Raw genomic sequence first — 25,539 nt, forward strand, 5'->3', positions numbered from 1 at the left:
TCGATCGGACCGGGGCGGTCGCATGTCCCCGCCCGCTACACCTCAGCGATGCGTGAGCGGGCGCGCGGCCGGCGGCAGAGCCGCGGCGTCGGCCACCGGCCACGCCAGCGGGTCGGGCCCGAGCGCGACGAGCTGGGGCACCTGCTCCCGGGCCCAGGGCGAGATGTCCAGCTCCCCGCTCATCACCTCGGCGGCGAAGCGCGTCCACGGCTCCCAGCGGACCTCGCCCACCTCCTCGGCGTTGGGCGCGGCCTCCTCGGTCACCACGGCCCGGTAGACCGGGCACAGCTCGTTCTCCACCATGCCGTTGTCCATCACGGCCCGGTAGGAGAAGCCCGGCAGGATCAGGTCGACGGACTCGACCGCCAGGCCCAGCTCGAACCCGAGCCGGCGGATCACCGCCGACGACAGCGATTCACCCGGCAGCGGATGCCCGCAGCAACTGTTGGTCCACGCGTCGGGCCAGGTCAGCTTCGTGCCCGCCCGCCGCGACAGCAGCACGCGCCCTTGGTGGTCGAAGACGTAGCTGGAGAATGCGAGATGCAGCGGCGTGTCCGCGCCGTGGACGGTGGACTTGGGAGCGGTGCCGATCGGGTTGCCCTCGCCGTCGAGCAGCACGACATGTTCCTGTGAAGTCACTCTGCGAGAGTACGTGATCACCTCGATCTCAGTGAGATGTACGGGGCTTTATCGGGGTTGCTCCTGATGCCCGTGCGTGATCGCCCGCGTAGGCTGTCGCCGTGTCCTACGTCTCCGATCTGCGGGTGGTCCTGCGGGGCCGAAACTTCCGGCGGCTTTTCGCCACACGGCTCGTCTCGCAGTTCTCTGACGGGATCTTCCAGCTCGCCGTCGGCGGCTACGCGTTCTTCAGCCCGGAACGGCAGGCGAGCGCCGCCGACATCGCCGCGGGCCTCGCCGTGCTGCTCCTGCCGTACAGCGTGCTCGGGCCCTTCGTCGGGGTGTTCATCGACCGCTGGTCCCGGCGGCAGATCCTCGTGATCGCGCCGATCGTGCGCGGGACGCTGCTGGTGCTGGCCGCCTGCCTCATCGCGGCGGGGGCCTCCGACGTCGTCTTCTACGCGGCGGCCCTCGGCGTCCTCGCGGTCAACCGCTTCTTCCTGTCGGCCCTCAGCGCCGCGCTGCCGCACGTCGTGCCGTCCGATCAGCTGATGATGGCCAACGCGGTCACGCCCACCTCGGGCACGGTGGTGACGTTCGTCGGAGCGGGCGCCGGCGTCGTGCTCCGCATCATCTCCGGATCGGACGACAAGGGCGTCGCCGTGCTGCTGGTCTGCTCCGGCCTCGTCTTCGGCCTGAGCGCGCTGATCGCGCGGACGATGGAGCGCTCCCTGCTCGGCCCCGCGTACGATCCGGACCGTCCGCAGGCCCGCGAGGCCGTACGGCACGTGCTGGCCGGCCTGGTGGACGGCGCGCGGCACATCGCGCACCGGCGTTCGGCCGCGGCGGCCCTCGGCGGCATCGCGACCCACCGCCTGATGTTCGGCATCTCGACGGCGGCCGTGGTGATGCTCTACCGCTACCACTTCACCACCGACGCCGACGAGGCGTTGAAGGGCATCGCGCTCGTGCTGGGCGCGGTCGGCGCGGGAAGCTTCGCCGCGGTCGTGGTCACCCCGTGGGCCACCGAGCGGATCCGCATCGAGGTCTGGATTCCGATGATGCTCGTCACCTGCGGAGTCCTGGAGTTCGCACTGTGCGCGACGTTCCGGGAGTGGGCGTTCTTCGGCGCCGGGCTGGTGATCGGGGTCGCGGGGCAGAGCGTGAAGATCTGCGTGGACACCGTCGTGCAGCGTGACGTCGAGGACGCCTATCTCGGCCGCGCCTTCTCCGTCTACGACATGCTGTTCAATGGCATGACCGTCCTCGGCGCGGTGCTGGCGGCGGCGCTGCTGCCGCCCGACGGCAAGTCCTATCTCGCGCTCGCCGTGATCGCCGTCGGCTACCTGCTCGGCGCGGTGGCGTATCGGCTGACCCTGCCCTCCGCCGTACGCAGGCCGCCGGTCCCCGCCACCGACTGACTCCGGCTGACGCCGACTGACTCAGAGCGCCGCCGTGGCGGCCACCATGGCATCGGCGATGCGGGCGACGTCGTCGGGCGTGCAGGCGTACGGCGGCATCGTGTAGATCAGACGGCCGAAGGGCCGCAGCCACACGCCATACCCCATCACGATGTCCTGAATTTTCGCGACATCGACGGGCTGGTCGGTCTCGATCACTCCGATCGCGCCCAGCACCCGTACGTCCCGTACGCCGGGGGCGGCAGCGGCCGGGGCGAGGCCGTCGAGCAGGGCCGCCTCGATGCGCGCGACCTCCTCCCGCCAGGGCCGTTCGGCGAGCAGGTCGAGCGAGGCGCCGGCCACGGCGCAGGCGAGCGGGTTGCCCATGTAGGTCGGGCCGTGCATCAGCACGCCGATGCGGTCGGCCACCCGCGCGGTGCACAGCGTGGCGGCGAGCGTCAGATAACCGCCGGTGAGCGCCTTGCCCACGCACATGATGTCCGGCCTGATCCCGGCGTGGTCGCAGCCGAACATCTCCCCCGTGCGGCCGAAGCCGGTGGCGATCTCGTCGGCGATCAGCAGGATGCCGTGCTCGTCGGCCAGCTCGCGCAGCCGGCGCAGGTAGGCCGGGTGATAGAACCGCATGCCGCCCGCGCCCTGCACGACGGGCTCGACGATGATCGCGGCGAGCCGGTCCGCGTGAGCCTCGACGGCCGCGGTCAGCTCCGCCAGATACACCTCGTCGGGACCTGCCTCCGAGTTCGCGGCCGGGCGGCGGCCGTAGTCGTCCGGCGGCGCCGGCGCGAAGACGTGTCGCGGGAGCATTCCGGTGAACAGATGGTGCATGCCGTTGACCGGGTCGCAGACCGACATCGCGCCGAACGTGTCGCCGTGGTAGCCGCCCCGCACGGTCAGCAGGGCCGAGCGCCCGCTGTACTGCACCGCCATCTTGATCGCGACCTCGACCGCCACCGAGCCCGAGTCCGCGAGGAAGACGCGGTCGAGCCCGGTCATCCCGGCCAGCCGGTGCGCGAGCCGTACGGCGGGCTCGTGGGTCAGGCCGCCGAACATGACGTGCGCCATGTCGTCGATCTGATCGCGTGCGGCCCGGTTGAGCCGCGGGTGGTTGTGGCCGTGGATGGCCGCCCACCAGGAGGCCATGCCGTCGATCAGCTCACGGCCGTCGCCGAGGGTGATCCGCACGCCCCCGGCCCGCCGGACGACGTGCACGGGCGTCCCCGAGGGCACGGCCGTGTACGGATGCCAGACGTGCTCCCGGTCGAGCCGGAGGACCTCCCCGGCGTCCACCTACGAGACGATCCCGTTGTCGCGCGCCCAGGCGAGCAGGGCCTCCCGCGCGGCCTCCTTGCCGATCATGCCCTGGTCCATGCGGATCTCCAGCATGTGCTTGTAGGCGCTGCCGATGACCGGTCCCGGCGGCACGCCGAGGATCTCCTGGATCTCGTTGCCGTCCAACTCGGGACGGATCTTGGCCAGCTCCTCCTCCTCGGCCAGCCGGGCGATGCGCTCCTCCAGCTGGTCGTAGGTGCGCGACAGGGCCTGGGCCTTGCGCTTGTTGCGGGTGGTGCAGTCGGCCCTGGTCAGCTTGTGCAGGCGTTCGAGGAGATGCCCCCCGTCGCGGACGTAGCGGCGCACGGCGCTGTCGGTCCACTCCCCCGTCCCGTAGCCGTGGAAGCGCAGGTGCAGCTCCACGAGCCTGGACACGTCGGACACCACGTCCTTGGGGAACTTGAGCTCGGTGAGCCGCTTCTTGGCCATCTGCGCGCCGACGACCTCGTGGTGGTGGAACGACACCCGGCCGCCGGGCTCGTTGCGCCGGGTCTTCGGCTTGCCGATGTCGTGCAGCAGGGCCGCCCACCGCAGCACCCGGTCGGGACCGGCCGTCTCCAGCCCGATCGCCTGCTCCAGCACGATCAGCGTGTGCTCGTAGACGTCCTTGTGCCGGTGGTGCTCGTCGATCTCCAGCCGCAGCTTGGGCAGCTCGGGCAGGACGTGGGCGGCGAGCCCGGTGTTCACCAGCAGCGCCAGCCCCAGCCTCGGGTGCGCGCCGAGGATCAGCTTGTCGAGCTCCTCGCGGATGCGCTCGGCCGAGACGATCTCGATGCGGTCGGACATCGCGGTCATCGCCTCGACGACCTCGGGGGCCACGGTGAACCCGAGCTGGCCCGCGAACCTGGCCGCCCGCAGCATCCGCAGCGGGTCGTCGTCGAACGACTGCTCGGGCCTGCCCGGGGTCCGCAGCGTCTTGGCGGCCAGGTCCGGCAGCCCGCCGTACGGGTCGACGAACTCGTGGCCGGGCAGGCGGACGGCCATGGCGTTGACGGCGAAGTCGCGCCGGGCGAGGTCGCCGTCGAGCGAGTCGCCGTACATCACCTCGGGCTTGCGCGAGGCGGGGTCGTACGACTCGCTGCGGTAGGTGGTGATCTCCAGCAGCCAGCCGCCCTTGCGCACGCCGACGGTGCCGAAGTCGATCCCGATCGTCCAGACGGCGTCCGCCCAGTCCTTGACGATCTCCAGCACCCGCTCGGGGCGGGCGTCCGTGGTCAGGTCGAGGTCCTTGCTCGCGCGGCCGAGGAGGACGTCGCGGACGGAACCGCCGACCAGGGCCAGCTCGTGCCCCCGGGCCGAGAACAGCTCACCGAGTTCGTCGGCGACAGGGGCGATCCGGCGGAACAGTTCGTTCACGGCGTGCTGCTGGCTGTCGCTCAGATTTGAAACGGACAAGGCTGGGTAGGTCCTTCGGTCACGGAACAGAAACTCTCCCCCGATGGCCCAGGTGTTCGGGTGTCACCCAGGGGAGACACACCTAGCGATCACCAGGCTACGGACGGTTCGGGGGCGCTGGACGACGCAAGGAGCACACGAGATGAAAGACGCTCTCGCGATTCACCGCTGGCTCCTCGCCCACCAGATCCACCATGAGATCGTACGTCTTCCGCGCCCGTTGACATGCTCGGACGAGCTCCCCGAGGTGCTGGGGGTCACTCCCGAGAAGTGCCTGTGCGTGTCGCTGTTCGAGGTGTCGGCGCGTGGGCGGACCCACGAGGTGGCCGTGGTGAGCGCGGTGAACGCCTGCCCCGTGCCGGCGGCTGTGGGCGCCGTCCTGCGCGCCCACAGGGTAACCCCCGCGTCCGCCTTCACCGTGAACTCCGCGACCGACTACGCGCACGGCCTGGTCTGCCCGCTCCTGCTGCCCGACGACCTGACCGTTCTGGTGGACCAGCGCCTGATGGACCGCATCGATCCCGACGAGGTCGTCCACACCGCGACCGGCGAGCGCCGCACGGCGTTGCGCCTGCGTGCCATCCACCTGTTCGACCTGGTCGCGGCCAAGCCCGTCGACCTGAGCGCCACCCACAGGAGGGGACTGGCGAGCCTGGTGAGTCCTATGCGGACGGCTTAGGCCATAGCATTCTGGGCGTGCGCCGTACCTCACCGCCGGCCGGCACATGATCCGTAAGGCCGCGCTGCTGACATTGCTGACCGCCCTGCTCGCCTCCCCCGCGGGCATGGCCGGTACGGCTGTCGCGGCACCTCCTCCGGGTCGTGTCGCGGCCGCGGCACCGGCCGATCCGCTCTCCGTCAGCGAGATCACGCCGGAGGTCGTGCGCGTCGCCACCTCCCCCATCACGGTCGCGGGGACCGTCTCCGGCACTCCGGGATCATTCGTCCGGGTCGCCGTCCGTTACTCCCGGGGCAGACCGTTCGCCTCCCGTGCCGAGATGGCGGCCTACCTCTCGGAGCAGGGGTACGGCACCACCAACTGGAGCACCAGGATCCAGGCCACGCCGCTCGACCAGTCGGGAAAGCTTCCGTTCCGGTTCACCGTGACCCCCGCGGAGCTGGGCATGCCCCGGCCCGGGGTCTATCCCTTCGAGATCGAGCTGACTGACGCGGGGACCGGGCAGCGGCTCGGGGTCGAGCGGACCTTCCTGACGTACGCCCCCAAGGGCGAGCAGATCCCCAAGGTCAAGCTGGCCGTCGCCCTGCCGATCGTCGACCGGCCCCACCGCGCCGACGACGCGACGTTCATGGACGACGACCTGTCGGCCTCGCTAACCTCCGGCCGCCTGGCGTCGCTGCTCCAGACGGCGCAGGACACCGGCGACGGGGTGACCTGGTTCGTGGACCCCGCCCTGCTCGACGACGTCCGCGTCCTGTCCTCCGGTCCCAGGAACGTGCGCGGCACGCGCAAGGACGCCGACCCGGCCGCGGGCCAGTGGCTGAACGGCCTTCGCAGCGCGCTGACGGACAAGACCGTCCTCGCCACGCCGTACGCCGACCCGGACATGGCCGCGCTGGTCCACCACGGCCTCGACAAGCAGGCCGCCGCGTCCGTCCAGCGCGGGGCGGCGCTCGCCAGCGAACTGCTCGGCCGGGAGATCCACGGCACCACCGCGTGGCCGGCCAACGGCAAGATCGACCGCGACGCGGTGGACGAGCTGGCGATGTCGGGCGTGACGTCCGTGCTGCTCTCGGGAGACGCGCTGCCGCCGCGGGCCACGGCGCAGAACACGGGGCAGGAGGCGCCGCAGAACGGTCAGCCCGTTCCCCCGCCCGCGCAGACCACTCCCGACGGCGCCGCCACGCTCGACACCGTCGCGGACAACCCGCTCACCGCGCTGCTGGCCGACCCCACGCTCAGCGAGGTCCTCGGCGGGAACATGTCCGCTCCCGGCGCCGCGATGCTCGCGCGGCAGCGGTTCCTCGCCGAGACCGCGATGATCGCCTTCGAGCAGCAGACCGGCCCGTCCGGACAGACGGGCCAGACCGGCGGGACCGGGCAGGGCGACACGGCGAAGGCGGCCACGCGCACGGTGATCGCGACCCCCGAGTCGCATCTGTGGACGCCCGACCCGGCGTTCGTCTCCAGCCTCCTGCAGGCCGCCTCCAGCGCCCCCTGGCTGCGCATGACCTCGCTCGACTCGATCAAGCCGGGCCGGGCGGGGGTGCCGCGCGCCGACCTGACGTACACCGAGCGCGACCGCCAGGCCGAGCTGAGCCGCTCCTACCTCGCGACCGTACGCAAGCTGGAGCGCAAGGCCGACGCCGTGGCCACCGTGACCGAGGAGCACACGGACGTCTTCCACACGGCCATACTCCGGCTGTCCTCGGCCTCCTGGCGGGGCGACGGCAAGCGGGCGCTGTCCTTCGCCGGGCAGGTGCAGAAGGCCATCGACGAACGCATCGACGACGTGTCCGTGCTCGACACCCCGCGCGCGGTCGCGGGAAGCAACGGCCAGGTCCCGGTCAGCGTGGCCAACAACCTGGACAAGGACATCCAGATCAAGATCCGGGTCACGTCGGCCAGCAAGTCGCGGCTCGCGATCGACGCGCCCGCAGGGGTCTACATGACCCCCACCACCAGGATCCTCGCGGGGCGCAGCCAGCTCGTGAACGTGCCGGTGATCGTGCGCAACGAGGGCGGCGACGCGAGCATCGCGGTGCAGCTGCTGACCGACGGTGACGAGAAGTACGGCAGTGCCGTGCGCGTCGTGGTGCGCGCGACCGGCTACACCGGCATCGCCCTCGTCATCGTGGGGGCGGCCGTGGTCATCATGCTGGCCGCCGTGGTGATGCGCGTCCTGCGCCGCAGGTCACGCAAGGCGTTCCCGTTCGACGGCTCCGGTGACGAGGAGGGCCCGCCCGGCGACCGGCAGGGAGCCGTCCCGGCCGAGCGCACCCAATCGCCGTAGTCTGGGTCGCCATAATCCGGACCACCACTCTCACGCCCGGGACCACTGGAGGAAGGCGGCCACCCCAAGTCCGGCCGCCGCGAACCGAAGGACAACCATGAGCAGGATGCTGCGGGCCAGCGCGATCATGGCGGCCGGGACGATGGTCTCGCGGCTCACCGGCTTCGTCCGTACGGCGATGCTCGCCGCCGCCATCGGCACCCTCGCGCTCGGCGACGCCTACAACGCGGCCTACCAGATCCCCTACATCCTGCTCGACCTGCTGCTCCAGGGCATCCTCAGCGCCGTGGTCGTGCCGGTGATCGTGCGGGCGCAGAAGCGGGACCCCGACGGGGGCCAGGCGTTCGAGCAGCGGCTGATGACGCTGGGCGTGGTGGTGCTGACGGCCGTCGCGGTGATCGGCGTGCTGCTGGCCCGGCCGATCATGGAGCTCTACACCGCCTCGAACTGGTCCGAGGACAAGGTCGCGGTGGCCACCACGCTCGCCAGGTATCTGCTCCCGCAGATCGCGTTCTTCGGGATCGGCTCACTGGCCGGGGCGATCCTCAACACGCGGGACAGGTTCGCGGCCCCGATGTGGGCGCCGGTGCTCAACAACATCGTGGTCATGGGGGTCCTGGCCGCCTACTACGTCGTCGGGACGTCCGACATCGAGAAGGTGACCGAGCGCGACCTCACGCTGCTCGGCCTCGGCACCACCGCGGGCATTCTGGCCCAGGCGCTGGTCCTGATCGTCGCGCTGCACCGGGTCGGGTTCCGGTTCCGCCCGCGCTTCGGGGTCCGCAACACCGGGCTCGGCGAGGCGGCGAGGGCCGCCGTGTGGACGTTCGTCTTCGTCGGCGTCAACCAGATCGGGCTCCTGGTCATCACCAAGCTCGCCACCGGCGCGGGCGAGCGGGCCCCGGGCGCCGGCAACAGCGCGTGGGCGTACGCGTTCCAGCTCTTCCAGCTCCCGTACGGGATCATCGCGGTGTCGGTGATCACGGCGATGCTGCCCAGGATGAGCAGGCTCGTGGCGGACGGGGACCTCGCCACGGCCCGCGAGGAGTTCTCCTCCGGTGTGCGGATGGTCTCCTGCGTCATCGTCCCCTCGGGCCTGCTGCTGATGGTGCTCGGCCCGGCGGTCACCACACTGATCTTCTCCTGGGGCCACATGACGACGGCCAACGCGATCTACATCGGTCATGTGCTGCAGGTGTTCGGCGTCGCGCTCATGCCGTTCTCGGTCTTCCAGCTCCTGCTGCGGGTCTTCTACAGCTTCGGGGACACCCGCACGCCCGCGATCATGGCCGGGGTGAACGTGGTCATCAACGCGTCACTCAGTCTCGTCGCCTACTTCACTCTCCCCGATCGGTATGTCGTCATCGGGCTGGCCTTCGCCTACCTGATCACGTACGTCGCGCTCTGCGGCGTCGGGTGGGTGCTGGCGAGCCGGAAGATCGGCGGACTCGGCGGCCGTGAGGTCACCGCCGGCCTGGGCCGGATGTATGCGGCGGCGATCCCGGCCGCCGCGCTGGCGCTGGCGGTCCTGTGGCTGGCCAGGGAGATCACCTCGATCACCCCCGTCAGCTCGGCCGTGGTGCTCGTGGTGGGCGGCGGCGCCGGAATGCTGCTCTACATGCTGGCCGCGCACCGGCTGCGGGTTCCCGAGGTCCGCTCCATCATTGGACTTGTCGCAAGCCGGGTAGGACGGTAAGAGTCCTCAAGAACGACCGGCAACTGGAAGGTAACTCGAAAGTCCGATTCGGACGTCTTCGATCGGGAAGGCGGGCACAAGCGGCACGGCACTAGCATGGTGCGCCAGGGAGTGTTGAGACACACTCAGGGAACGTCCCGCAGAAACTTGCCCTACCGATGGATTCGGCCGGGCGGGCGACCGCGAGGCGGAGGAGGACCGGCGGCGGCGGCCGTGCGGGCCTGTTCCGGCCCCGCGGATGCTCGTCTCCGGGGTCTCGCCGACCCGGCGGTGCTCCGCTCGGCGACCACGGCAGGCAGGAGGTCTTAGGGGCGCGATCTGGAGTTTCGGACCGGCGAGCGGAAGCGGGAAGGCGTGGGCGGAACCACCCGGCATCGGCTGATGCATGCCGACAAGCCGCGGAGCGGGGCGGCCGCATGAGCATGTCCACGGTCGAACCGGGGACCCGGCTGGCGGATCGGTTCCGCCTGGAGGACAGGGTCCACGAGTCCGGCGGCGCGACCCTGTGGAAGGCCCTGGACGAGATCCTCGCCCGCCCGGTCGCGGTCCACACGTTCACACCCGATTTCTCCCGGGTCCAGGAGGTGGTCACCGCCGCCCGCCAGGCGAGCCGCCTGACCGACCCCCGCCTCACCCAGGTCTTCGACGCGGCGGACGAGGACGGCACGGCGTACGTCGTGAGCGAGTGGGTCAGCGGAGAGTCGCTCCTCGACCTGCTGGAGAGCGGGCCCGTCGAGCCCGAGCGGGGCGCGGCCCTGGTCGCCGAGGCCGCCGAGGCGCTGGCGCACGCGCACACGGCGGGGCTCACCCACCTGCACCTGACCCCCGGCCGCCTGGTCTGGACGAGCGGCGGCACGGTCAAGCTCCTCGGCCTCGCCGTCGACGCCGCGATCCTCGACCTGAGCAGCGAGGATCCCGCCAGGGAGGACGCCGAAGGGCTGGGCCGCCTGCTCTACGCGGCGCTGACCGGCCACTGGCCCGGCGACCTGGACTGCGGGCTGCCCGCCGCGCCCCTGGACGACGGCAAGATCTGCACGCCCCGGCAGGTCACCGCCGGAGTCCCCGGCTATCTCGACGCCATCACCTGCCGCGCGCTGCTGCAGGAGCCGCGGCGGGGGCAGCCGCCGCTCGCCACCCCGGCCGACGTCGCCGAGGCGCTCGCCGTGGTGCCCCGCCCCGCGCCGGCGCCGGTCACCACCGCGCCGCCCGCGTTGAACCTGCGCAGCGAGGCGCCGGACGGGCTGGGCATGTCCACCATGCCGCCCCGCATGCCGTCTCATCTGGCGCACCAGATGGCGATGACCTCGCCGCCGCCGCTGCCGCCGCGCCCGCAGAGCGGCGCCGCGAGCAAGATCCTGCTGACCGTCATCGTCCTGCTCGTGATGGCGGCCGTCGGCGTGGGCGCCTGGACCGTGGGCAAGAACCTCGGCAACACCCCGCGGGGCGTGGCCGAGTCGGGCGCCGCGCAGTCCCCCTCCCCCTCGCGGAAGCCGGTCACCGTCAAGCCGGTGAGCGCGGCCGGGTTCGACCCCCTGGGCACCGACCGCGCCGAGAAGCCGGAGATCGCTCCGCTCGCCGTGGACGGCAAGCCGTCCACCGACTGGCACACCGACAGCTACAGCAGCGCCGACCTGGGGCGGCTCAAGGACGGGGTCGGGCTCATCCTCGACATGGGCAAGCCGGTCCCCATCGCCGACGTGGTCGTCTCCCTGGGTAACGCCGGCGGATCGACCGTGCAGCTCAAGGTGGGCGACGCGGCGGAACTGTCCTCACTCAAGACCGTGGCGGAGAAGAAGGGCGCATCGGGTTCGGTGACGCTCACTCCGGAAAAGGCCACGACGGGTCAGTACGTTTTGATCTGGTTCACTCGGCTTCCCCCCTACAACGGGCAGTATCGTGGCACTATCTACGACGTAACGGTGCATTCCCCAGGATCGGCATAGCAGGGACTTGTGAATTCCCCACCAGACAATCCCCCGACGGCTGAGCACGCGCGACGCGCGACGTCCGATGCCGACCTGCTGGCCCGCCATCTCGGCGGCGACCCTCACGCGTTCAGCGAGATCGTCAGGCGGCACCGCGACCGGATGTGGGCGGTCGCCCTGCGTACGCTCGGCGATCCCGACGAGGCCGCCGACGCGGTCCAGGACGCGTTCGTCTCGGCGTACCGGAAGGCGGACAGCTTCCGCGGCGAGGCGGCGGTCACGACCTGGCTGCACCGCATCGTGGTCAACGCCTGCCTCGACCGCATGCGCCGCAAGTCGGTGCGCCCGGTCGCCGACGACGAGCTCATCGAGGCCGCGGAGCGCGAGTCCCCGGCGACCGACCAGGCAGGCGAGCGCGAGGTCTCCCTGGAGGTCACGGCGGCTCTCAAGCTGCTGCCGCCCGACCAGCGGGCGGCTCTCGTGCTGGTCGACATGATGGGGTACGCGGTGGACGACGCGGCGGCGGTGCTGGGCGTCCCACCGGGCACCGTGAAGAGCCGCTGCGCACGGGGGCGCGCCAAACTCGCCCCGATTCTTTCGCATCTGCGGAACCGATCCGACCTCACTCGCGTCTCATCCGGGAAGGGAGCAGAACTTCGTGACGGGTGACACGCACTACGACCTGGAGGTTCTCGCCGAACTGGCGGAGGGTCTCCTCGACGACACGACGGCCCGGCGGGTCCGCGAGCATCTCGCGGTCTGCGACCCCTGCGGGGAGAGTCTCGCCGACCTGGCCGCGGTCCGCGAGGTCCTGGCGGCGATGCCGGTGCCGGCGATGCCCCTGGGCGTCGCCAGGCGTATCGACCGGGCGCTGGCCGCCGAGGCTCCGGACTGGGACCGCGTCCTGCGGGACGCGCCATGGGAAAGCGCTCCACAGGAGACCGCTCCGTGGGACAGCGCCCCATGGGACGACGTTCCGTGGGAGACGGTCGAGCCTCCGGTCGCGACCCCCGTGGGAACCATCGCGGAAACCGCTGCGGACGTGGAGCCGGAGCGCGAGCCGGCGCCGGTGGCCGCCACGGCGGCTCCATTGGGCGTCGTCGCCGACGACGGGACGATCGTGCCGGCCAGGCGCCGATCGGGACCGCGTACGGCGGGCCGCAAGGCGTCCAGGCGGCGCACGTGGGCGTTGCCGGCCGCGGTCGCCGCGGCGGCGGCCGTGGTGATCGGGAGCGGCGGTCTCGCCACCGGCCTGCTCTCGTTCGGCGACTCGCCGGCCCAGCAGGTGGTGAGCCAGGGCGACCCCGGCCAGAGCCCGGACAATGTCGAGGCGCTGACCTACTCGACGTACGCCAGCGGCCACAACTACACCAGCCGGGAGCTGCACGGGCCGCTGCTGGGTTACTTCGGCGTGGCGCCCGGCTCGGGCACCAACGACGACGAGGACCTCGACACCTGCGTCAAACGGTTCTCCACCGAGCTCGACCGCACACCGATCGGCGTCGACAAGGCCCTCTACAACGGCAACGAGGCCACGGTGATGGCGTTCTGGGAGGACAAGAGCAGCAACGCCGTCCGGGTGGTCGTGGTGGACTCGCAGTGCCACAAGCTGCGGCCCGAGGTTCTGGCCTCCTGGAAGTGACCGCGCGGCGCGAGCCGTACCATCGGCAGTGACGAAGCCCCCCGCGACCTCCGGGGGGCTTCGCCGTATCGGGGCTCGGCACGGGAATGACCGGGGCCTAGGATCTGTTGACGGCACTGCACATCCACCGGGAGCGAAGAAGGCGGGTCCGTTGAGCGACGTTCGTAACGTGATCATCATCGGGTCGGGTCCGGCCGGTTACACGGCGGCCGTCTACACCGCGCGCGCGGACCTCAAGCCGCTCGTCTTCGAGGGGTCGGTCACCGCCGGCGGCGCGTTGATGAACACGACCGATGTGGAGAACTTCCCCGGGTTCCCCGACGGCATCATGGGACCGGACCTCATGGACAACTTCCGCAAGCAGGCCGAGCGGTTCGGCGCCGAACTGGTGGCCGACGACGTGGTCGAGGTGGACCTGGAGGCGAACCCCAAGGTCGTCAAGACCCACACCGACACCTACTACGCCAAGGCCGTGATCCTGGCCACCGGGTCGGGCTATCGCGAGCTCGGGCTGGAGAACGAGAAGCGGCTGTCGGGGCGGGGTGTGTCGTGGTGCGCCACCTGTGACGGGTTCTTCTTCCGCGACCAGGAGATCGTGGTCGTCGGCGGCGGCGACACGGCGATGGAGGAAGCGATCTTCCTGACCCGGTTCGGCAAGTCGGTGACGGTGATCCACCGCCGCGACTCGCTGCGCGCCAGCAAGATCATGCAGGACCGGGCGTTCGCGAACGAGAAGATCCGCTTCGTCTGGGACAGCGAGATCGTCGAGGTGCTCGGCGAGGACCGGATCTCCGGTGTGCGGGTGCGCAACGTCAAGACCGGTGAGGAGTCCGATCTCGCGGTGGGCGGCCTGTTCATCGCGATCGGACACGATCCTCGCACCGAGCTGCTCAAGGGCCAGATCGATCTGGACGAGCAGGGGTACATCAAGGTCGAGTCGCCGTCGACGCGGACGAACATCGACGGGGTGTTCGCGGCCGGGGACGTCGTGGACCACACCTATCGTCAGGCCATCACGGCGGCCGGGACCGGATGTGCGGCGGCGCTGGACGCCGAGCGCTGGCTGACGCTGAACGCCTGAGTCCCGGCATCGGGAATGCGGGGACCGTCCCCGCGGTTGACTGCACCGCCACACCACTCACGCAAGGGGAGAGATACCGTGGGCGCGATCAAGAGCGTGACCGACGCGAGCTTCGAGGCCGAGGTCCTCAAGAGCGACAAGCCGGTTCTGGTCGACTTCTGGGCCGAGTGGTGCGGTCCGTGCCGTCAGGTCGGGCCGATCCTCGAGGAGATCGCCGCCGAGAACGCCGACAAGCTGACCATCGTCAAGCTGAACATCGACGAGAACCCGGTCACGCCGCGGGACTACGGTGTGCTCCAGATTCCGACGATGAACGTCTACAAGGGCGGAGAGGTCGTCAAGCAGATCATCGGCGCCAAGCCGAAGGCCATGCTGCTGCGCGAGCTCGACGGCGTCATCTGACGCGGTTTCCGCCGGCACCACCCGAAGAGCCTCCCGCGTGTGCGGGGGGCTCTCGCGTTTCCCGGGTCCGTACGGGACCGGCTCCCTGGGGGGCGTACGGGACCGGCTCCCGGAGCGTGTACGGGATCGCTGGAAGCGCCTCAGACGGGCCGCAGGGCCCGCTCCGGAGACATGGACCCCAGCAGGCGCTCCAGTGCCACCTCGACGTCCTCACGCCACGACACGGCCGTCTTGAGCTCCAGCCGGAGCCGGGGGAAGCGCAGATGCGGGCGTACGGTCTTGAACCCGACCGACAGCAGGTAGTCCGCGGGCAGCACGCAGCCGCCCACCTGCTCCCACTTCAGGTCGCCGAACGCCTCGATCGCCCGTACGCCGCGGCGGGTCAGGTCCTTGGCCACGCCCTGCACGAGCATCCGGCCCAGCCCGCCGCCGGTGAACTCCGGCACGATGTGCGCGGTCATCAGCAGCACGGCGTCCGAGCTGACCGGGGAGGTCGGAAACGCCACCGAGCGCGGGACGTACAAGGGCGGGGCGTAGAGCACGAATCCGGCCGCCACGCCGTCGACATAGGCGATCTTCCCGCAGCTTCCCCATTCGAGGAGGGTCGCGGAGATCCACGCCTCCTTCTCCAGGGCCGGGTCGCCGGCCTCCGCGGCGCGCTCACCGCTGACGGGGTCGAGCTCCCAGAACACGCACCGCCGGCACCGCCGCGGCAGGTCATCGAGATTGTCCAGGGTGACATTGACCAGCCGACGCGACACGTGATGCCCCAATCCCCGTCAGGAGTCCTGCCAGAAAAGCGCGCGAATACGGCGTCTCCAGCTCGCATCGTAACTCAGCGGAAGGGCGGGAGCGGGTCCGCCACAACGGCCGCCGACGACCATTAAAGGGGTTGGGCGGGCCGAAACCAGTGGTGCGGGAATGCAAGAAAAGGGGCCCTTGATGGTCAATACCCTGTTGTGATCGGAGTGGCGCGTTACCGTACCCTGGATTTCTCGGCTACGTGATCGGAGGTGGACCGTGGCACAAGAGATTGATCACGGTCGGACGAACGCGACTCATGGGTCGCGCATTGACGCCTACGTCGACAGGTACGCCGCCCGCGCAGCCGGGATGGTCGCCTCCGAGATCCGAGCTCTCTTCGCCGTCGCGTCGAGGCCCGAGGTGGTCTCGCTCGCCGGCGGCATGCCGTACGTGAACGCGCTCCCCCTCGACCTCGTCAGCGAGCTCGTCGCCGACCTGGTCGCCTCGCGCGGCTCCGTGGCTCTGCAGTACGGCTCCGGGCAGGGCGACCCCGCCCTGCGCGAGCAGATCTGTGAGGTCATGCGCATGGAGGGCATCGAGGCGAACGCCGACGACGTGGTCGTCACCGTGGGCTCGCAGCAGGCGCTCGATCTGATCACCAGAATCTTCATCGACCCCGGCGACGTCGTGCTCGCAGAAGGACCCTCGTACGTCGGCGCGCTCGGGACGTTCAGCGCCTACCAGGCCAAGGTCGTGCACATCGCGATGGACGACCAGGGCCTCATCCCCGAGTCCCTCGCGCAGACCATCTACGCGCTCCATGCGGCCGGCAACCGGATCAAGTTCCTCTACACGATCCCCAACTTCCAGAACCCGGCCGGCGTGACGCTGAACGAGGTGCGCCGCCGCCAGGTGCTGGAGATCTGCCGCCGCGCCGGTGTCCTCGTGGTGGAGGACAACCCCTACGGCCTGCTGGGGTTCGACGGGGAACCGATGCGCGCGCTGCGGGCCGACGACCCCGAGGGCGTGGTCTACCTCGGCTCGTTCTCCAAGACCCTCGCCCCCGGCTTCCGCGTCGGCTGGGCCCTCGCCCCGCACGCCGTACGCGACAAACTGGTCCTGGCCATGGAGTCGGCGGTGCTGTCGCACTCGTCCTTCACCCAGCTCGCCGTCGGCCAGTATCTCGCCACCCAGCCGTGGCGGGAGCAGATCAAGTCGTTCCGTGAGCTGTACCGCGAGCGGCGCGACGCGCTCCTCGGAGCGCTCGACGTGCTCATGCCGCCCGGTTGCACGTGGACCCGCCCCGCCGGCGGGTTCTTCGTCTGGATGACACTGCCCGAGGGGCTCAACTCCAAGGCGATCCTCCCCCGTGCGGTCGCCGAGCGGGTCGCGTTCGTGCCCGGCACCGGTTTCTACTCCGACGGCGGCGGCGCGCGGAACATGCGCCTGTCGTTCTGCTACCCGGAGCCCGACCGCATCAAGGAGGGCGTGCGCCGCCTGGCCGGCGTGATCGAGCAGGAGCTCAGGCTGCGGGACACGTTCGGCACGGGCTCCACCCCGGGGCACGCCGGCGTCGACACTCCCGGCCCGGATCTCGCCTAGCGGGGTGTCCACGAACCTTGGCCGGGTCGGTCACTGCGCCGGAAGGAAACGCAGGTCCCCGCGAAGCCCGCTCCGCTTCACCTGCTCTGGGTTCTCGCTGTGGTCCTCGCTCCCTTCCGCTCCGCTCTCTCCGCCCGGTGAATGGTGGCGGACAGCGCACTAGACACGGTACGGCCGCTGCCCGCACGTGACAGAGGAGCCGCCCATGGCACCGCTCATGGGCGGCTCCGGCACAAGTACGACCTTGTCCGAGACGTGACGGCGACGACGCGGCGGCACGGGCGGGGCACTAGCCTGTTCAGGCTGGCCGTACTGACTTCTCGAGGCGAGAAAGGCCCTCTTCGTGAGCGAGCGAACGATGACCCAAGGATCGCCCCCCGCGCGTCCGTGGAGGGGGACGCGACTCGGGCCAGGCGGAACGGATCACCGCCGGACCGCGGTCGGCGCCGTGGCGGAGCGCATGGGCGGTGAGGCGTGATGAGTGACCTGGGCCACGTGCTCATCCTCGCGGGAGGGCTCTCCTACGAGCGTGAGGTCTCCATCCGGTCCGGACGCCGCGTCGCGGAAGTGCTGCGCAGTGCCGGTGTGGACGTGGAGACCCGCGACGCCGACGCCACCCTCGTGCCCGCCGTGCTGGCGGACCCTCCGGACGCGGTCTTCGTCACCCTGCACGGCGGCGCCGGAGAGGACGGCGCCATCCGCTCGGTGCTGGAACTGCTCGACGTCCCCTACGTCGGCGCGACCCCGGACGCCTGCCGGGTCGCCTTCGACAAGCCCACGGCGAAGGCGGTCGTCCGCTCCTGGGGGCTGAACACGCCCGACTCGGTGGCACTGCCCAAGGAGACGTTCCACGATCTCGGTGCCACGGCCGTGCTCGCCCGCATCATCGACCGGCTCGGCCTGCCGCTCTTCGTCAAGCCCTCGCGTGGCGGCTCCGCGCTGGGCGCCTCCATGGTGCGCACGGCCGAGGAGTTGCCCGCCGCCATGGTCGGCTGCTTCGCCTACGGCGACACCGCGCTCATCGAGCGGTACGTCCAGGGCGTGGAGGTGGCGGTCTCCGTGGTGGATCTCGGCGATGGGCCGGTCGCCCTGCCGCCGGTGGAGATCGTGCCCGACCGAGGCGTGTACGACTACGCAGCCCGATACACGGCCGGACAGACGGAGTTCTTCGCGCCGGCCCGGCTCTCCCACGAGGCCACCGAGGCATGCGCGGGCATGGCGGTCGCCGCCCACACCGCGCTCGGCCTTCGGGACATCTCCCGCACCGACCTCATCGTCGACGCCGACGGCAAGCCGTACTTTCTCGAAGTGAACGTGGCCCCTGGCATGACGGAGACCTCTCTGCTGCCCATGGCGGCGGAGGCTGCGGGGCGGGATCTCGGCACGCTGTGCAAGGGACTCCTGGAGCTCGCCGCCACCCGAGGCTGATCCGCCTTCGTTTCACGTGAAACACTCCCCTCCAGGCTCAACCTGGAGGGGCGGCTCAACCGAACGGGCCGCCCTTCTACGGGCGGCGGGGTCACGACGGCGAGGACGCTCGATCTCAGTGCCCGGTGACAGTGCGGCGCCCTCTTGCGCGAGACAGCCGCCCAGGAAACCACGCCGATGGAGCGTGCGAGCTTCTCGGCAGGGACCGGTCGGTGCGCCGTGCGGTGAGCAGGACGCTGGCGGGGGTGGCGTCCGCTCCATCCGCTCTGGGTCTTCGCTGCGGTCCTCGCCCCCTTCCGCTCCGCTCCCTCCGCCGGTGACACGGGGGCAACGTGGCGGGTTGAGGTCCGCGCGGTCCCTGTGGCGGCGTCTCCGGCCATCCCACGTGCTCTCCCCCATGGCGGCCGACACTCGCGGCGGCCGTTCTGCCGCTGCGGCCGGGAGTCGCATCTGCCTCATGCGCTGGGTGCCCCGAATCACGACGTCGGCGTCGCCGGCCTAGGAACTCTCTCCAGGCCGGCGACGCGGCTCAGGCAATCATGGCCATTCGCCTCGGGGCGGCATGGGTCCCCCGGTCGTGGTTGTCAGTCGGTGCCGAGCTCCAGGGCTGCCTGCGCCACGGCTGTCTACTCCAGGGCTGCCTGGTCGAGCAACTCCCCCTCGGTGGAGAGCTCCCCACGAGAGGCGATCGGCTCGGCCCCGCCCTCGGGCATCGCACCCATCAACCCGGTCGACAACGCGTGGGCAACCCGGATCAACGCCGGCTACCGCTAGCCTCCGAGACAGCCGAGCCGCCGGCCTCCTGCGGCCGTCCAGCCATGTGAGCGCCACGGCCATCCGGCTGCGCAGCGGCAAGGAGCACAACGAGGCGTGGGTCGGCGATGAAGTCGGCGATGGGGCTCGCGCAGGCTGTCGTCAAGCGAACCGGACGCGGACCTGCCCGCAGTCTGGACGTCGCAGGACCTCACTCACCTGGCACTGGGCGCGATGTTTCACGTGAAACCTGCGTCAGGTCGCGAGTATCAGCGCAGACTCTGCGGTCACTCCGCCGTGATGCCCCTGCTGCGCATCGCGTGGGCGGCATCCGGCGCCATCGTGTCGATGATGCGCTCCAGGTCGTCGATCGTGGAGAACTCGACCACGATGCGCCCCTTACGGCTGCCGAGATCGACCTTCACCTTCGTCTCGAAGTGGTCCGAGAGGCTTTCCGCCAGCTCGCGCAGCGCCGGAGCGGTCGGCTTCTTCGCCCGAGGCTTGCGGGGAGCCGGCCCCGCGGTCGCCTCGCCCAGAGCCACGATCTCCTCGACGGTCCGGACCGACAGCCCTTCGGCCACGATCCGGGTCGCCAGCCGCTCCTGGGTCGCGGGGTCGTTCAGCGCCAGCAGCGCCCGGGCGTGCCCGGCGCTGATCACCCCTGCCGCCACCCGCCGCTGCACCTCGGGAGGAAGGTTCAGCAATCGCAGGGTGTTGCTGATGTGGGAGCGCGACCGTCCGACCTTCCTGGCGAGCACCTCGTGGGTGGCTCCGAAGTCGTCCAGAAGCTGCTGATAGGCGGCCGCCTCCTCCAGCGCGTTCAGCTGCTCCCGCTGGAGGTTCTCGATCAGCGCCTCGCGGAGCATCTCGTCGTCCTGGGTGCTGCGGACGATCGCAGGGATGCGGTCGAGCCCGGCGATCTGCGAGGCGCGCCACCTCCGCTCCCCCATGATGAGCTCGAAGCGGTCGTCCTCCACGGCGCGGACGACGACCGGCTGCAGCAGGCCGACCTCCTTGATGGACGCCGCGAGCTCGTCGAGCCGGTCCTCGTCGAACACCTCTCGCGGCTGCCGTGCGTTCGGGGAGATGGAGCCGACCTCGATCTCCTGGAAGTAGGCGCCCTCGACCGGACGCAGGCCCACCGCCTGCGCCCCCGGCACGGTCGCCTGTGAACCGGGAGGCGGAGCGCTCGCGGCGGACGCCGGATCGACGATCGGTCCCGTGGGGATCAGAGCCCCAAGACCCTTGCCCAGTCCCCGACGCTGCTGGCTCACCGCTGCTCCTTCATGCCCGCACCCGCACAGAAGCCGGTGCCCAGCGACTCGGGGTCACTGGGCACCAGCACGCACACACCAGGAGAGAGTACCGCTGCGAAGCCCTGCCATGAGTCTCCACGCATCCGGCTGTGCACACCCCTTCCGCCAGATCCCCGTGTGTGGGTCAGGCGTACGGAGCGGAGCGGGCGGGAGTGAGGACCACAGCCAACGCCCAGACCCGGCGGCCCCGCGGGTTGACCGGAGCGGGCTTCGCGAAGACCGGAGTCTCTGCCCGGCGCAGTGACGTCCCCGGCGAAGCCGTGAATGTCCCGAGCCGTGACGCACCGGATCTTGCCCGAGCCGGCACATGTAGTGGCAGTGGCGTCTTGCCCAAAGCCATGAACGTCCCAAGCCATGACGCGCCGAATCAGGCCAAGCCGGCGCGTGCGGAGGCCGTGACGTGCGGCCATCACGCCCTCGTCCGCACGCCGCCGTCTCTTCCGCCGTCCATGCGGCGGCGCCTACGCCAGGATCTCGGCTCCGTCAGGCGCCGGTGAGGGCCGCAGCGCGATAGGCGATCTCACGCGCGGCGCCCATGTACGCCAGTGCCCCGCTCGATCCCGGGTCGTACGTCATGACCGACTGGCCGTAGCTGGGAGCCTCGGAGACGCGGACGCTCCTGGGGATGACGGCGTCGAGCACGGTGTCCCCGAAGTGGGAACGAACCTCCTCGGCCACCTGAGAGGCGAGGCGGGTGCGCCCGTCGTACATCGTGAGCAGGATGGTCGAGATCGACAGCGTCTGGTTGAGGTGTGCGCGCACCAGTTCCACGTTCTGCAGAAGCTGGGTGAGGCCCTCCAGGGCGTAGTACTCGCACTGGATGGGAATCAGCACCTCCTGCGCCGCCGCCATGGCGTTCACGGTCAGCAGGCCCAGCGACGGCGGGCAGTCGATGAGGATGTAGTCGAACTCCATCGCGTCGAACGAGGCGAGCGCCCGCCGCAGACGGGTCTCCCGGCCGACCATCGGAACCAGCTCGATCTCCGCACCTGCAAGGTCGAGTGTCGCCGGAGCGCAGTACAGATTGGGCATGTCGGGGACCGGCTTCACGATCTGCGACAGCGGCATGTCGTCCACGAGGACCTGGTACACCGACGGCATCCCCGACCGGTGCTCGGTCGCCAACGCCGTGGACGCGTTGCCCTGCGGGTCCAGGTCGACCACGAGAACGCGCTGATCGTGCATGGCCAACGCCGCCGCGAGGTTGACGGCCGTGGTGGTCTTCCCCACGCCGCCCTTCTGGTTGGCCACCGTCATCACGCGACACCGGGAAGGCCGGGGCCAGGCCCCCTCGTCGCGCGTCGAGTAACCGACGGAAGGCGCAGCCGCCTGCGGGGGCGTGGCGGCTGTTTCACGTGAAACCACAGAACTCAGTGCCTCTCGTACCAGCGGCGAATCGCCAGAGTTAAGGGGGGTCTGGGACACGGTCGTCGTCCTTTCGACCGGCGAGACAGGGGGACGAGGCCAGCCCACCCCGGAGGACCGGCCTGCTGTCGCGATCTCCCAGCGTAGGGGGAGCCGAGTCTCCGGCCAACCCAGACCCGCTGTCACACCGCCTGATCCGGCGTCCGCCACCGGTTCACCTCTTTCGTCGCCTCCGCGTGTCCGTCCGCGGAGACCGTCCGGCGACGACGCGAACGAGGGTCGCGGGCGGCTCGACCCTACCGCGCCCCACTGTGACCAACTCGACGTGCCTCACTCCGAACGAATCCAATTGGGGACGGGCGGCGTCCAGCTCCTCCTGTGCCCGCTCCCCCTTCATCGCGAGCAACTCCCCGCCCTCGTGCAGCAGCGGCATCGACCACGACAGCAGACGGTCGAGCGGCGCGACCGCCCGCGCCGTCGCCACATCGAAGACGCGCTTGCCGGCGAGCTCCTCGGCCCGCCCGCGCAGCACCTCCACGTTGTCGAGCTTGAGCGCCTCGACGCACTCCGACAGGAAAACGGTGCGGCGCAGCAACGGCTCCAGCAACGTCACCGTCACATCGGGCCGGACGATCGCGAGCACAAGGCCGGGCAGGCCGGCGCCCGAGCCGATGTCGATCAGAGTCGAGTCCGGCGGGACCGCCTCCTCCACGACCGCGCAGTTCAGCAGGTGCCGGTCCCAGATGCGGGGCACCTCGCGCGGTCCCAGCAGTCCCCGCACCACGCCCGGCCCGGCGAGCAACTCGGCGAACACCCGGGCCCGCTCCAACGCCTCACCGGTGAAAATCTCCCGGGCCACCGGGGGCGCCTCGGGCAGCTCGTTGCTCTCCGTCATCACTCACTCATCCAGGAACGCTCTTGGCCAAGGGTAACCGTCCTTCCCCTTCGGCGACGGCCGGCCGTACATCCGGCGGTGCGGACCCGGCCGAAGGAGAAGGGCGAGGAAGGGACGTACAGGACGGAAAAGCCGCCGGTCCCTTAGTCGGGACCGGCGGCTTCCCCGCGTCGGAACTGTGAAAAGCGATCAGGCGGGCAGGACCACCACGAAGCGGCGGGGCTCCTCGCCCTCGGACTCGCTGCGCAGGCCCGCCGCGGCGACCGCGTCGTGCACGATCTTGCGCTCGAACGGCGTCATCGGCTTGAGCGCCTTCGGCTCACCGGTGCGCTTGACGTCGTCGGCCGCCGCGGCGCCCACCTTGGTGAGCTCGGCGCGGCGCCGCTCCCGATAACCGCCCACGTCGAGCATGAGCCGCGAACGCTCCCCCGTCTGCCGGTGCACGGCCAGGCGTGTCAGCTCCTGCAGCGCCTCCAGCACCTCCCCGCCGGGGCCCACGAGCTCGTCGCCCTTGATGCCGACGATCGAGACCACGGCACGGTCTCCCTCGACGTCCATGTCGATGTCGCCGTCCAGGTCGGCAATGTCGAGCAGGCCCTCCAGGTAGTCCGCCGCGATCTCGCCCTCCTGTTCCAGGGCTTCGATGTCGGGAGCAGGCTTGAGGGTCTCCTCAGCTTCGGTCACGTCCGGACTCTCCTTCTCCTACGACTTCTTGCTGCCGGTGCGCTTGCTGCGGGGCTGGCGCGTCGGCTGCTGACGGACGATCTTGGGGGCGGGTTCCGGCTCAGGCTGCGGCGCCGCCTTGGGCTTTCCCACCAACTTGGTGAAGATGCCGTTCGTCGGCTCGGGGGTGGTGATGTTGCCCTTCTCGTCCACGACCGGCATCGGGTGACGGCTGTAGAACCAGTGCTGCTGGCCGAGTGTCCACAGGTTGGTGGTCACCCAGTACAGGATCAGACCGAGCTGGAAGTTCAGGCTGAAGACGGCGAACAGCGGCGAGATGTACATGAGGATCTTCTGCTGCTGCGCCATGGGGTTGTCCGGCATCTGCGCCACCGAGCGCTTCACGCTCTGCCGGACGGTGAGGAACGTGGTGCACGAGCTGATGGCCACGAAGCAGGCGAGCACGATCTTCGTCATCAGCGGCTGGGCGCCGAGGCTCCTGATGACCTCAGCGCTGTCGAAGAACTTCGCCGCCAGTGGCGCGCCGATGACATGCGCGGCACGCGCGCTGTTCACCAGCTCCTTGGTCATGCCGAAAACGGCCCGGTCCTCGGCGATGGCCCGCAGCACGGTGAACATCGAGATGAAGATCGGGAACTGCGCGACGATCGGGAGGCAGCCCCCGAGCGGGTTGGCGCCCCCCTCTTGGTACAGCCGCATGACCTCCTGGTTCATGCGCTGCTTGTCGTTCTTGTACTTCTTCCGCAGCTCCTGGACCTTGGGCGCCAGCTCCTGCATCTTGCGCGACGAGCGCATCTGCTTCATGAAGAGCGGGAAGATCAGCAGACGCATCAGCACGGTCAGCGTGATGATGGTCAGCGCCCAGTTGAGACCGCTGCTGGAGGGGATGAAAGTGCTGTAGCCGGCGTGGATCTGGGTGATCACCCAGGCCACCGCCGTATACAGCCAATTCAGGAATGGCAGCTCCACCGAGCTAGCTCCCTTGCGTTTCGTCGTGAGACCGGACTCGGCGTGGGGGCACCGGGTCGAAACCTCCAGGATGGAACGGGTGACACCGTCCGATACGCCTGACGGTCAGCCATACCCCGCGCGCCGCTCCATGAACGGCGACGGCTTCCAGACCATAGGCACTGCAGGACGGCTCGAACCGGCACCTCGGCCCCAGCATCGGGCTGATGAAGGCGCGGTAGAACCGGATGATCGCGAGCAGCACGCGAGCGACCGGCCAGGTCGCGGGCCGATCGGCCTCCCCGGGCATCACAGCCGGGGTCGGTTGCTGCGCTGTCATGACCGTCCATCCGTCGGGGTCCGGGAATCGGACCCGCGCCGCCGGAGTAAACGACTCAGCGCGACGTCGAGTTCGGCGGCCAGGTGCTCGCTACGCGCGGACGCGGCCGGTGGATTGGCGCGTACCACCAGAAGGCTACCTCTCGGCAGCAGTGACAGGCGGCTCCGCACGAGGTGTCTCAACCTGCGCCTGACCTGGTTCCGCACGACGGCGCCACCGACCGCCTTGCTCACGACGAAGCCGACCAGCGGTGGCTCGTCGGCGTCACGCAGGTTCAGGTGTGCGACCAGCGTCGGACGCCCGGCGCGCCGCCCACGGCGAATCGCGTCGGCGAACTCGTCACCCCGCCGCATGCGGGACGCGGACGGCAGCACCGGGCCTTCCTCGACGTATGGCCGCCCGCTCCGCTCGGCACGGGCGGGCGGCGTCTGATGGTCAGACCGTCAGCTCGGCGCGGCCCTTGCGGCGGCGCGCGGCCAGGATGGCGCGGCCGGCCCGGGTGCGCATGCGCAGCCGGAAGCCGTGGGTCTTCGCGCGGCGACGGTTGTTCGGCTGGTAAGTACGCTTGCTCACGAGTGGGCTCCAGGCTTCAGGTACGTCCGCGGCGTTCCGCGGGCGCGGTACATTCCATGGTCACGGCTCGTCAGATGCGCGGGCATGCGAAATAGCCGTCGCGTGATTAGCCGACCGGGACACGTTACGGGCCCACCGTACGTCAGGTCAAACCGGCACACGTGACGGCAAGCGAGTACGGCGAGCGACCATGGGCCGTTAGGCTGTGGACAACGCCTTGAACGCAGGTTGCGCATACCGCTACCGTCGGCCGTCCGGCCCTTCCCCTCATCAGCGTGAATGTGCCCGGGGAGGATGCACGGGCTGTGCACATCATGTGGATCATATGTGGATGGCAGCCGGACGAGGACCGGCGCGGCGAGGCGCGCAGGACTGAGAAACGACACGGATCGCGGCGGGCGAGCGGGGCC

Annotated in this window: 23 protein-coding genes and 1 pseudogene; 11 read left to right on the forward strand and 13 right to left on the reverse strand. The window is 70.3% G+C overall.

Translation table 11 applies throughout. The features are described 5' to 3' along the window. Nucleotides 1-42: 42 nt before the first annotated feature. Entirely contained in the window at nt 43-639 is a 597-nt protein-coding gene (idi, locus tag ACIBK1_RS02155) for an isopentenyl-diphosphate Delta-isomerase (RefSeq protein ID WP_076439861.1), read from the reverse strand. 101 nt (nt 640-740) lie between these two features. Here idi and ACIBK1_RS02160 point away from each other — a divergent pair, with 101 nt between their 5' ends. Continuing rightward, nucleotides 741-2,039 (forward strand): MFS transporter, encoded by a 1,299-nt coding sequence (locus tag ACIBK1_RS02160; RefSeq protein ID WP_076439863.1) that lies wholly within the window; start codon nt 741-743, stop codon nt 2,037-2,039. Between the two features lie 21 nt (nt 2,040-2,060). Here ACIBK1_RS02160 and ACIBK1_RS02165 read toward each other — a convergent pair whose 3' ends face one another. Then, entirely contained in the window at nt 2,061-3,326 is a 1,266-nt protein-coding gene (locus tag ACIBK1_RS02165) for an adenosylmethionine--8-amino-7-oxononanoate transaminase (RefSeq protein WP_396731657.1), read from the reverse strand. Continuing rightward, nucleotides 3,327-4,763, reverse strand: a complete 1,437-nt coding sequence (locus tag ACIBK1_RS02170) for a CCA tRNA nucleotidyltransferase (protein WP_396731660.1) — start codon at nt 4,761-4,763, stop codon at nt 3,327-3,329. Nucleotides 4,764-4,905: 142 nt separating this feature from the next. On the opposite strand from ACIBK1_RS02170, the gene ACIBK1_RS02175 reads away from it, so the two are divergent. The 8 genes from ACIBK1_RS02175 to trxA all read left to right on the forward strand — a co-directional run bounded on the left by ACIBK1_RS02175 (nt 4,906) and on the right by trxA (nt 14,481). Further along, nucleotides 4,906-5,442: an aminoacyl-tRNA deacylase gene (locus tag ACIBK1_RS02175; protein WP_030508606.1), complete on the forward strand. Its 537-nt coding sequence runs from the start codon at nt 4,906-4,908 to the stop codon at nt 5,440-5,442. A 46-nt stretch (nt 5,443-5,488) separates the two neighbouring features. Then, nucleotides 5,489-7,735 carry a hypothetical protein gene (locus tag ACIBK1_RS02180; RefSeq protein ID WP_156080951.1) on the forward strand — a complete coding sequence of 749 codons (2,247 nt, stop codon included), beginning with the start codon at nt 5,489-5,491 and terminating at the stop codon, nt 7,733-7,735. A 97-nt stretch (nt 7,736-7,832) separates the two neighbouring features. Then, nucleotides 7,833-9,431 (forward strand): murein biosynthesis integral membrane protein MurJ, encoded by a 1,599-nt coding sequence (gene murJ, locus ACIBK1_RS02185; RefSeq protein WP_030508604.1) that lies wholly within the window; start codon nt 7,833-7,835, stop codon nt 9,429-9,431. Between the two features lie 416 nt (nt 9,432-9,847). Beyond that, nucleotides 9,848-11,374: a serine/threonine protein kinase gene (locus tag ACIBK1_RS02190; protein WP_396731664.1), complete on the forward strand. Its 1,527-nt coding sequence runs from the start codon at nt 9,848-9,850 to the stop codon at nt 11,372-11,374. Between the two features lie 9 nt (nt 11,375-11,383). Further along, nucleotides 11,384-12,025, forward strand: coding sequence for an RNA polymerase sigma factor SigM (gene sigM / locus ACIBK1_RS02195; protein ID WP_030508602.1), 642 nt, complete (start codon nt 11,384-11,386; stop codon nt 12,023-12,025). Then, nucleotides 12,015-12,998 (forward strand): anti-sigma factor family protein, encoded by a 984-nt coding sequence (locus ACIBK1_RS02200; RefSeq protein WP_396731667.1) that lies wholly within the window; start codon nt 12,015-12,017, stop codon nt 12,996-12,998. The genes sigM and ACIBK1_RS02200 overlap by 11 nt, the downstream gene beginning before the upstream one ends. Before the next feature lie 151 nt (nt 12,999-13,149). Beyond that, nucleotides 13,150-14,079: a thioredoxin-disulfide reductase gene (gene trxB / locus ACIBK1_RS02205; protein WP_030508600.1), complete on the forward strand. Its 930-nt coding sequence runs from the start codon at nt 13,150-13,152 to the stop codon at nt 14,077-14,079. A 78-nt stretch (nt 14,080-14,157) separates the two neighbouring features. Then, entirely contained in the window at nt 14,158-14,481 is a 324-nt protein-coding gene (gene trxA / locus ACIBK1_RS02210; RefSeq protein WP_030508599.1) for a thioredoxin, read from the forward strand. A 140-nt stretch (nt 14,482-14,621) separates the two neighbouring features. Here trxA and ACIBK1_RS02215 read toward each other — a convergent pair whose 3' ends face one another. Beyond that, a complete protein-coding gene (locus ACIBK1_RS02215) occupies nt 14,622-15,242 on the reverse strand; it encodes a GNAT family N-acetyltransferase (protein ID WP_030508598.1) in 621 nt (206 codons plus the stop codon). A 352-nt stretch (nt 15,243-15,594) separates the two neighbouring features. Between ACIBK1_RS02215 and ACIBK1_RS02220 the strand changes: the two genes are divergently transcribed. Together ACIBK1_RS02220 and ACIBK1_RS02225 are read left to right on the forward strand one after the other, a co-directional pair. After that, nucleotides 15,595-16,827 (forward strand): aminotransferase-like domain-containing protein, encoded by a 1,233-nt coding sequence (locus tag ACIBK1_RS02220; protein ID WP_081903601.1) that lies wholly within the window; start codon nt 15,595-15,597, stop codon nt 16,825-16,827. Nucleotides 16,828-17,304: 477 nt separating this feature from the next. Further along, nucleotides 17,305-18,255, forward strand: a complete 951-nt coding sequence (locus ACIBK1_RS02225; RefSeq protein WP_030508596.1) for a D-alanine--D-alanine ligase family protein — start codon at nt 17,305-17,307, stop codon at nt 18,253-18,255. Nucleotides 18,256-18,881: 626 nt separating this feature from the next. Here the strand turns inward: ACIBK1_RS02225 and ACIBK1_RS02230 are convergent. From ACIBK1_RS02230 to rpmH, 9 genes and pseudogenes are all read right to left on the reverse strand, one after another. Then, nucleotides 18,882-19,019 (reverse strand): annotated as a pseudogene (locus ACIBK1_RS02230) (argininosuccinate synthase); the annotation flags it as partial. 276 nt (nt 19,020-19,295) lie between these two features. Next, complete coding sequence (locus ACIBK1_RS02235) at nt 19,296-20,282, reverse strand: ParB/RepB/Spo0J family partition protein (protein WP_030508595.1); 987 nt, start codon at nt 20,280-20,282, stop codon at nt 19,296-19,298. Between the two features lie 525 nt (nt 20,283-20,807). Further along, nucleotides 20,808-21,581: a ParA family protein gene (locus ACIBK1_RS02240; protein ID WP_197042656.1), complete on the reverse strand. Its 774-nt coding sequence runs from the start codon at nt 21,579-21,581 to the stop codon at nt 20,808-20,810. 322 nt (nt 21,582-21,903) lie between these two features. Continuing rightward, on the reverse strand, nt 21,904-22,584 hold the full coding sequence (gene rsmG / locus ACIBK1_RS02245) for a 16S rRNA (guanine(527)-N(7))-methyltransferase RsmG (RefSeq protein ID WP_030508593.1): 681 nt from the start codon (nt 22,582-22,584) through the stop codon (nt 21,904-21,906). 189 nt (nt 22,585-22,773) lie between these two features. Continuing rightward, a complete protein-coding gene (locus ACIBK1_RS02250) occupies nt 22,774-23,268 on the reverse strand; it encodes a Jag family protein (protein WP_030508592.1) in 495 nt (164 codons plus the stop codon). Nucleotides 23,269-23,286: 18 nt separating this feature from the next. Beyond that, a complete protein-coding gene (gene yidC, locus ACIBK1_RS02255) occupies nt 23,287-24,237 on the reverse strand; it encodes a membrane protein insertase YidC (protein ID WP_030508591.1) in 951 nt (316 codons plus the stop codon). A gap of 4 nt (nt 24,238-24,241) precedes the next feature. Next, on the reverse strand, nt 24,242-24,526 hold the full coding sequence (gene yidD, locus ACIBK1_RS02260; RefSeq protein ID WP_396733105.1) for a membrane protein insertion efficiency factor YidD: 285 nt from the start codon (nt 24,524-24,526) through the stop codon (nt 24,242-24,244). Between the two features lie 26 nt (nt 24,527-24,552). Continuing rightward, a complete protein-coding gene (gene rnpA, locus ACIBK1_RS02265; protein WP_030508590.1) occupies nt 24,553-24,930 on the reverse strand; it encodes a ribonuclease P protein component in 378 nt (125 codons plus the stop codon). A 61-nt stretch (nt 24,931-24,991) separates the two neighbouring features. After that, nucleotides 24,992-25,129, reverse strand: coding sequence for a 50S ribosomal protein L34 (gene rpmH, locus ACIBK1_RS02270; RefSeq protein ID WP_015772801.1), 138 nt, complete (start codon nt 25,127-25,129; stop codon nt 24,992-24,994). Nucleotides 25,130-25,539 lie beyond the last annotated feature (410 nt).

It is taken from the genome of Microbispora rosea (assembly GCF_044460045.1).
GTDB lineage: Bacteria > Actinomycetota > Actinomycetes > Streptosporangiales > Streptosporangiaceae > Microbispora > Microbispora rosea.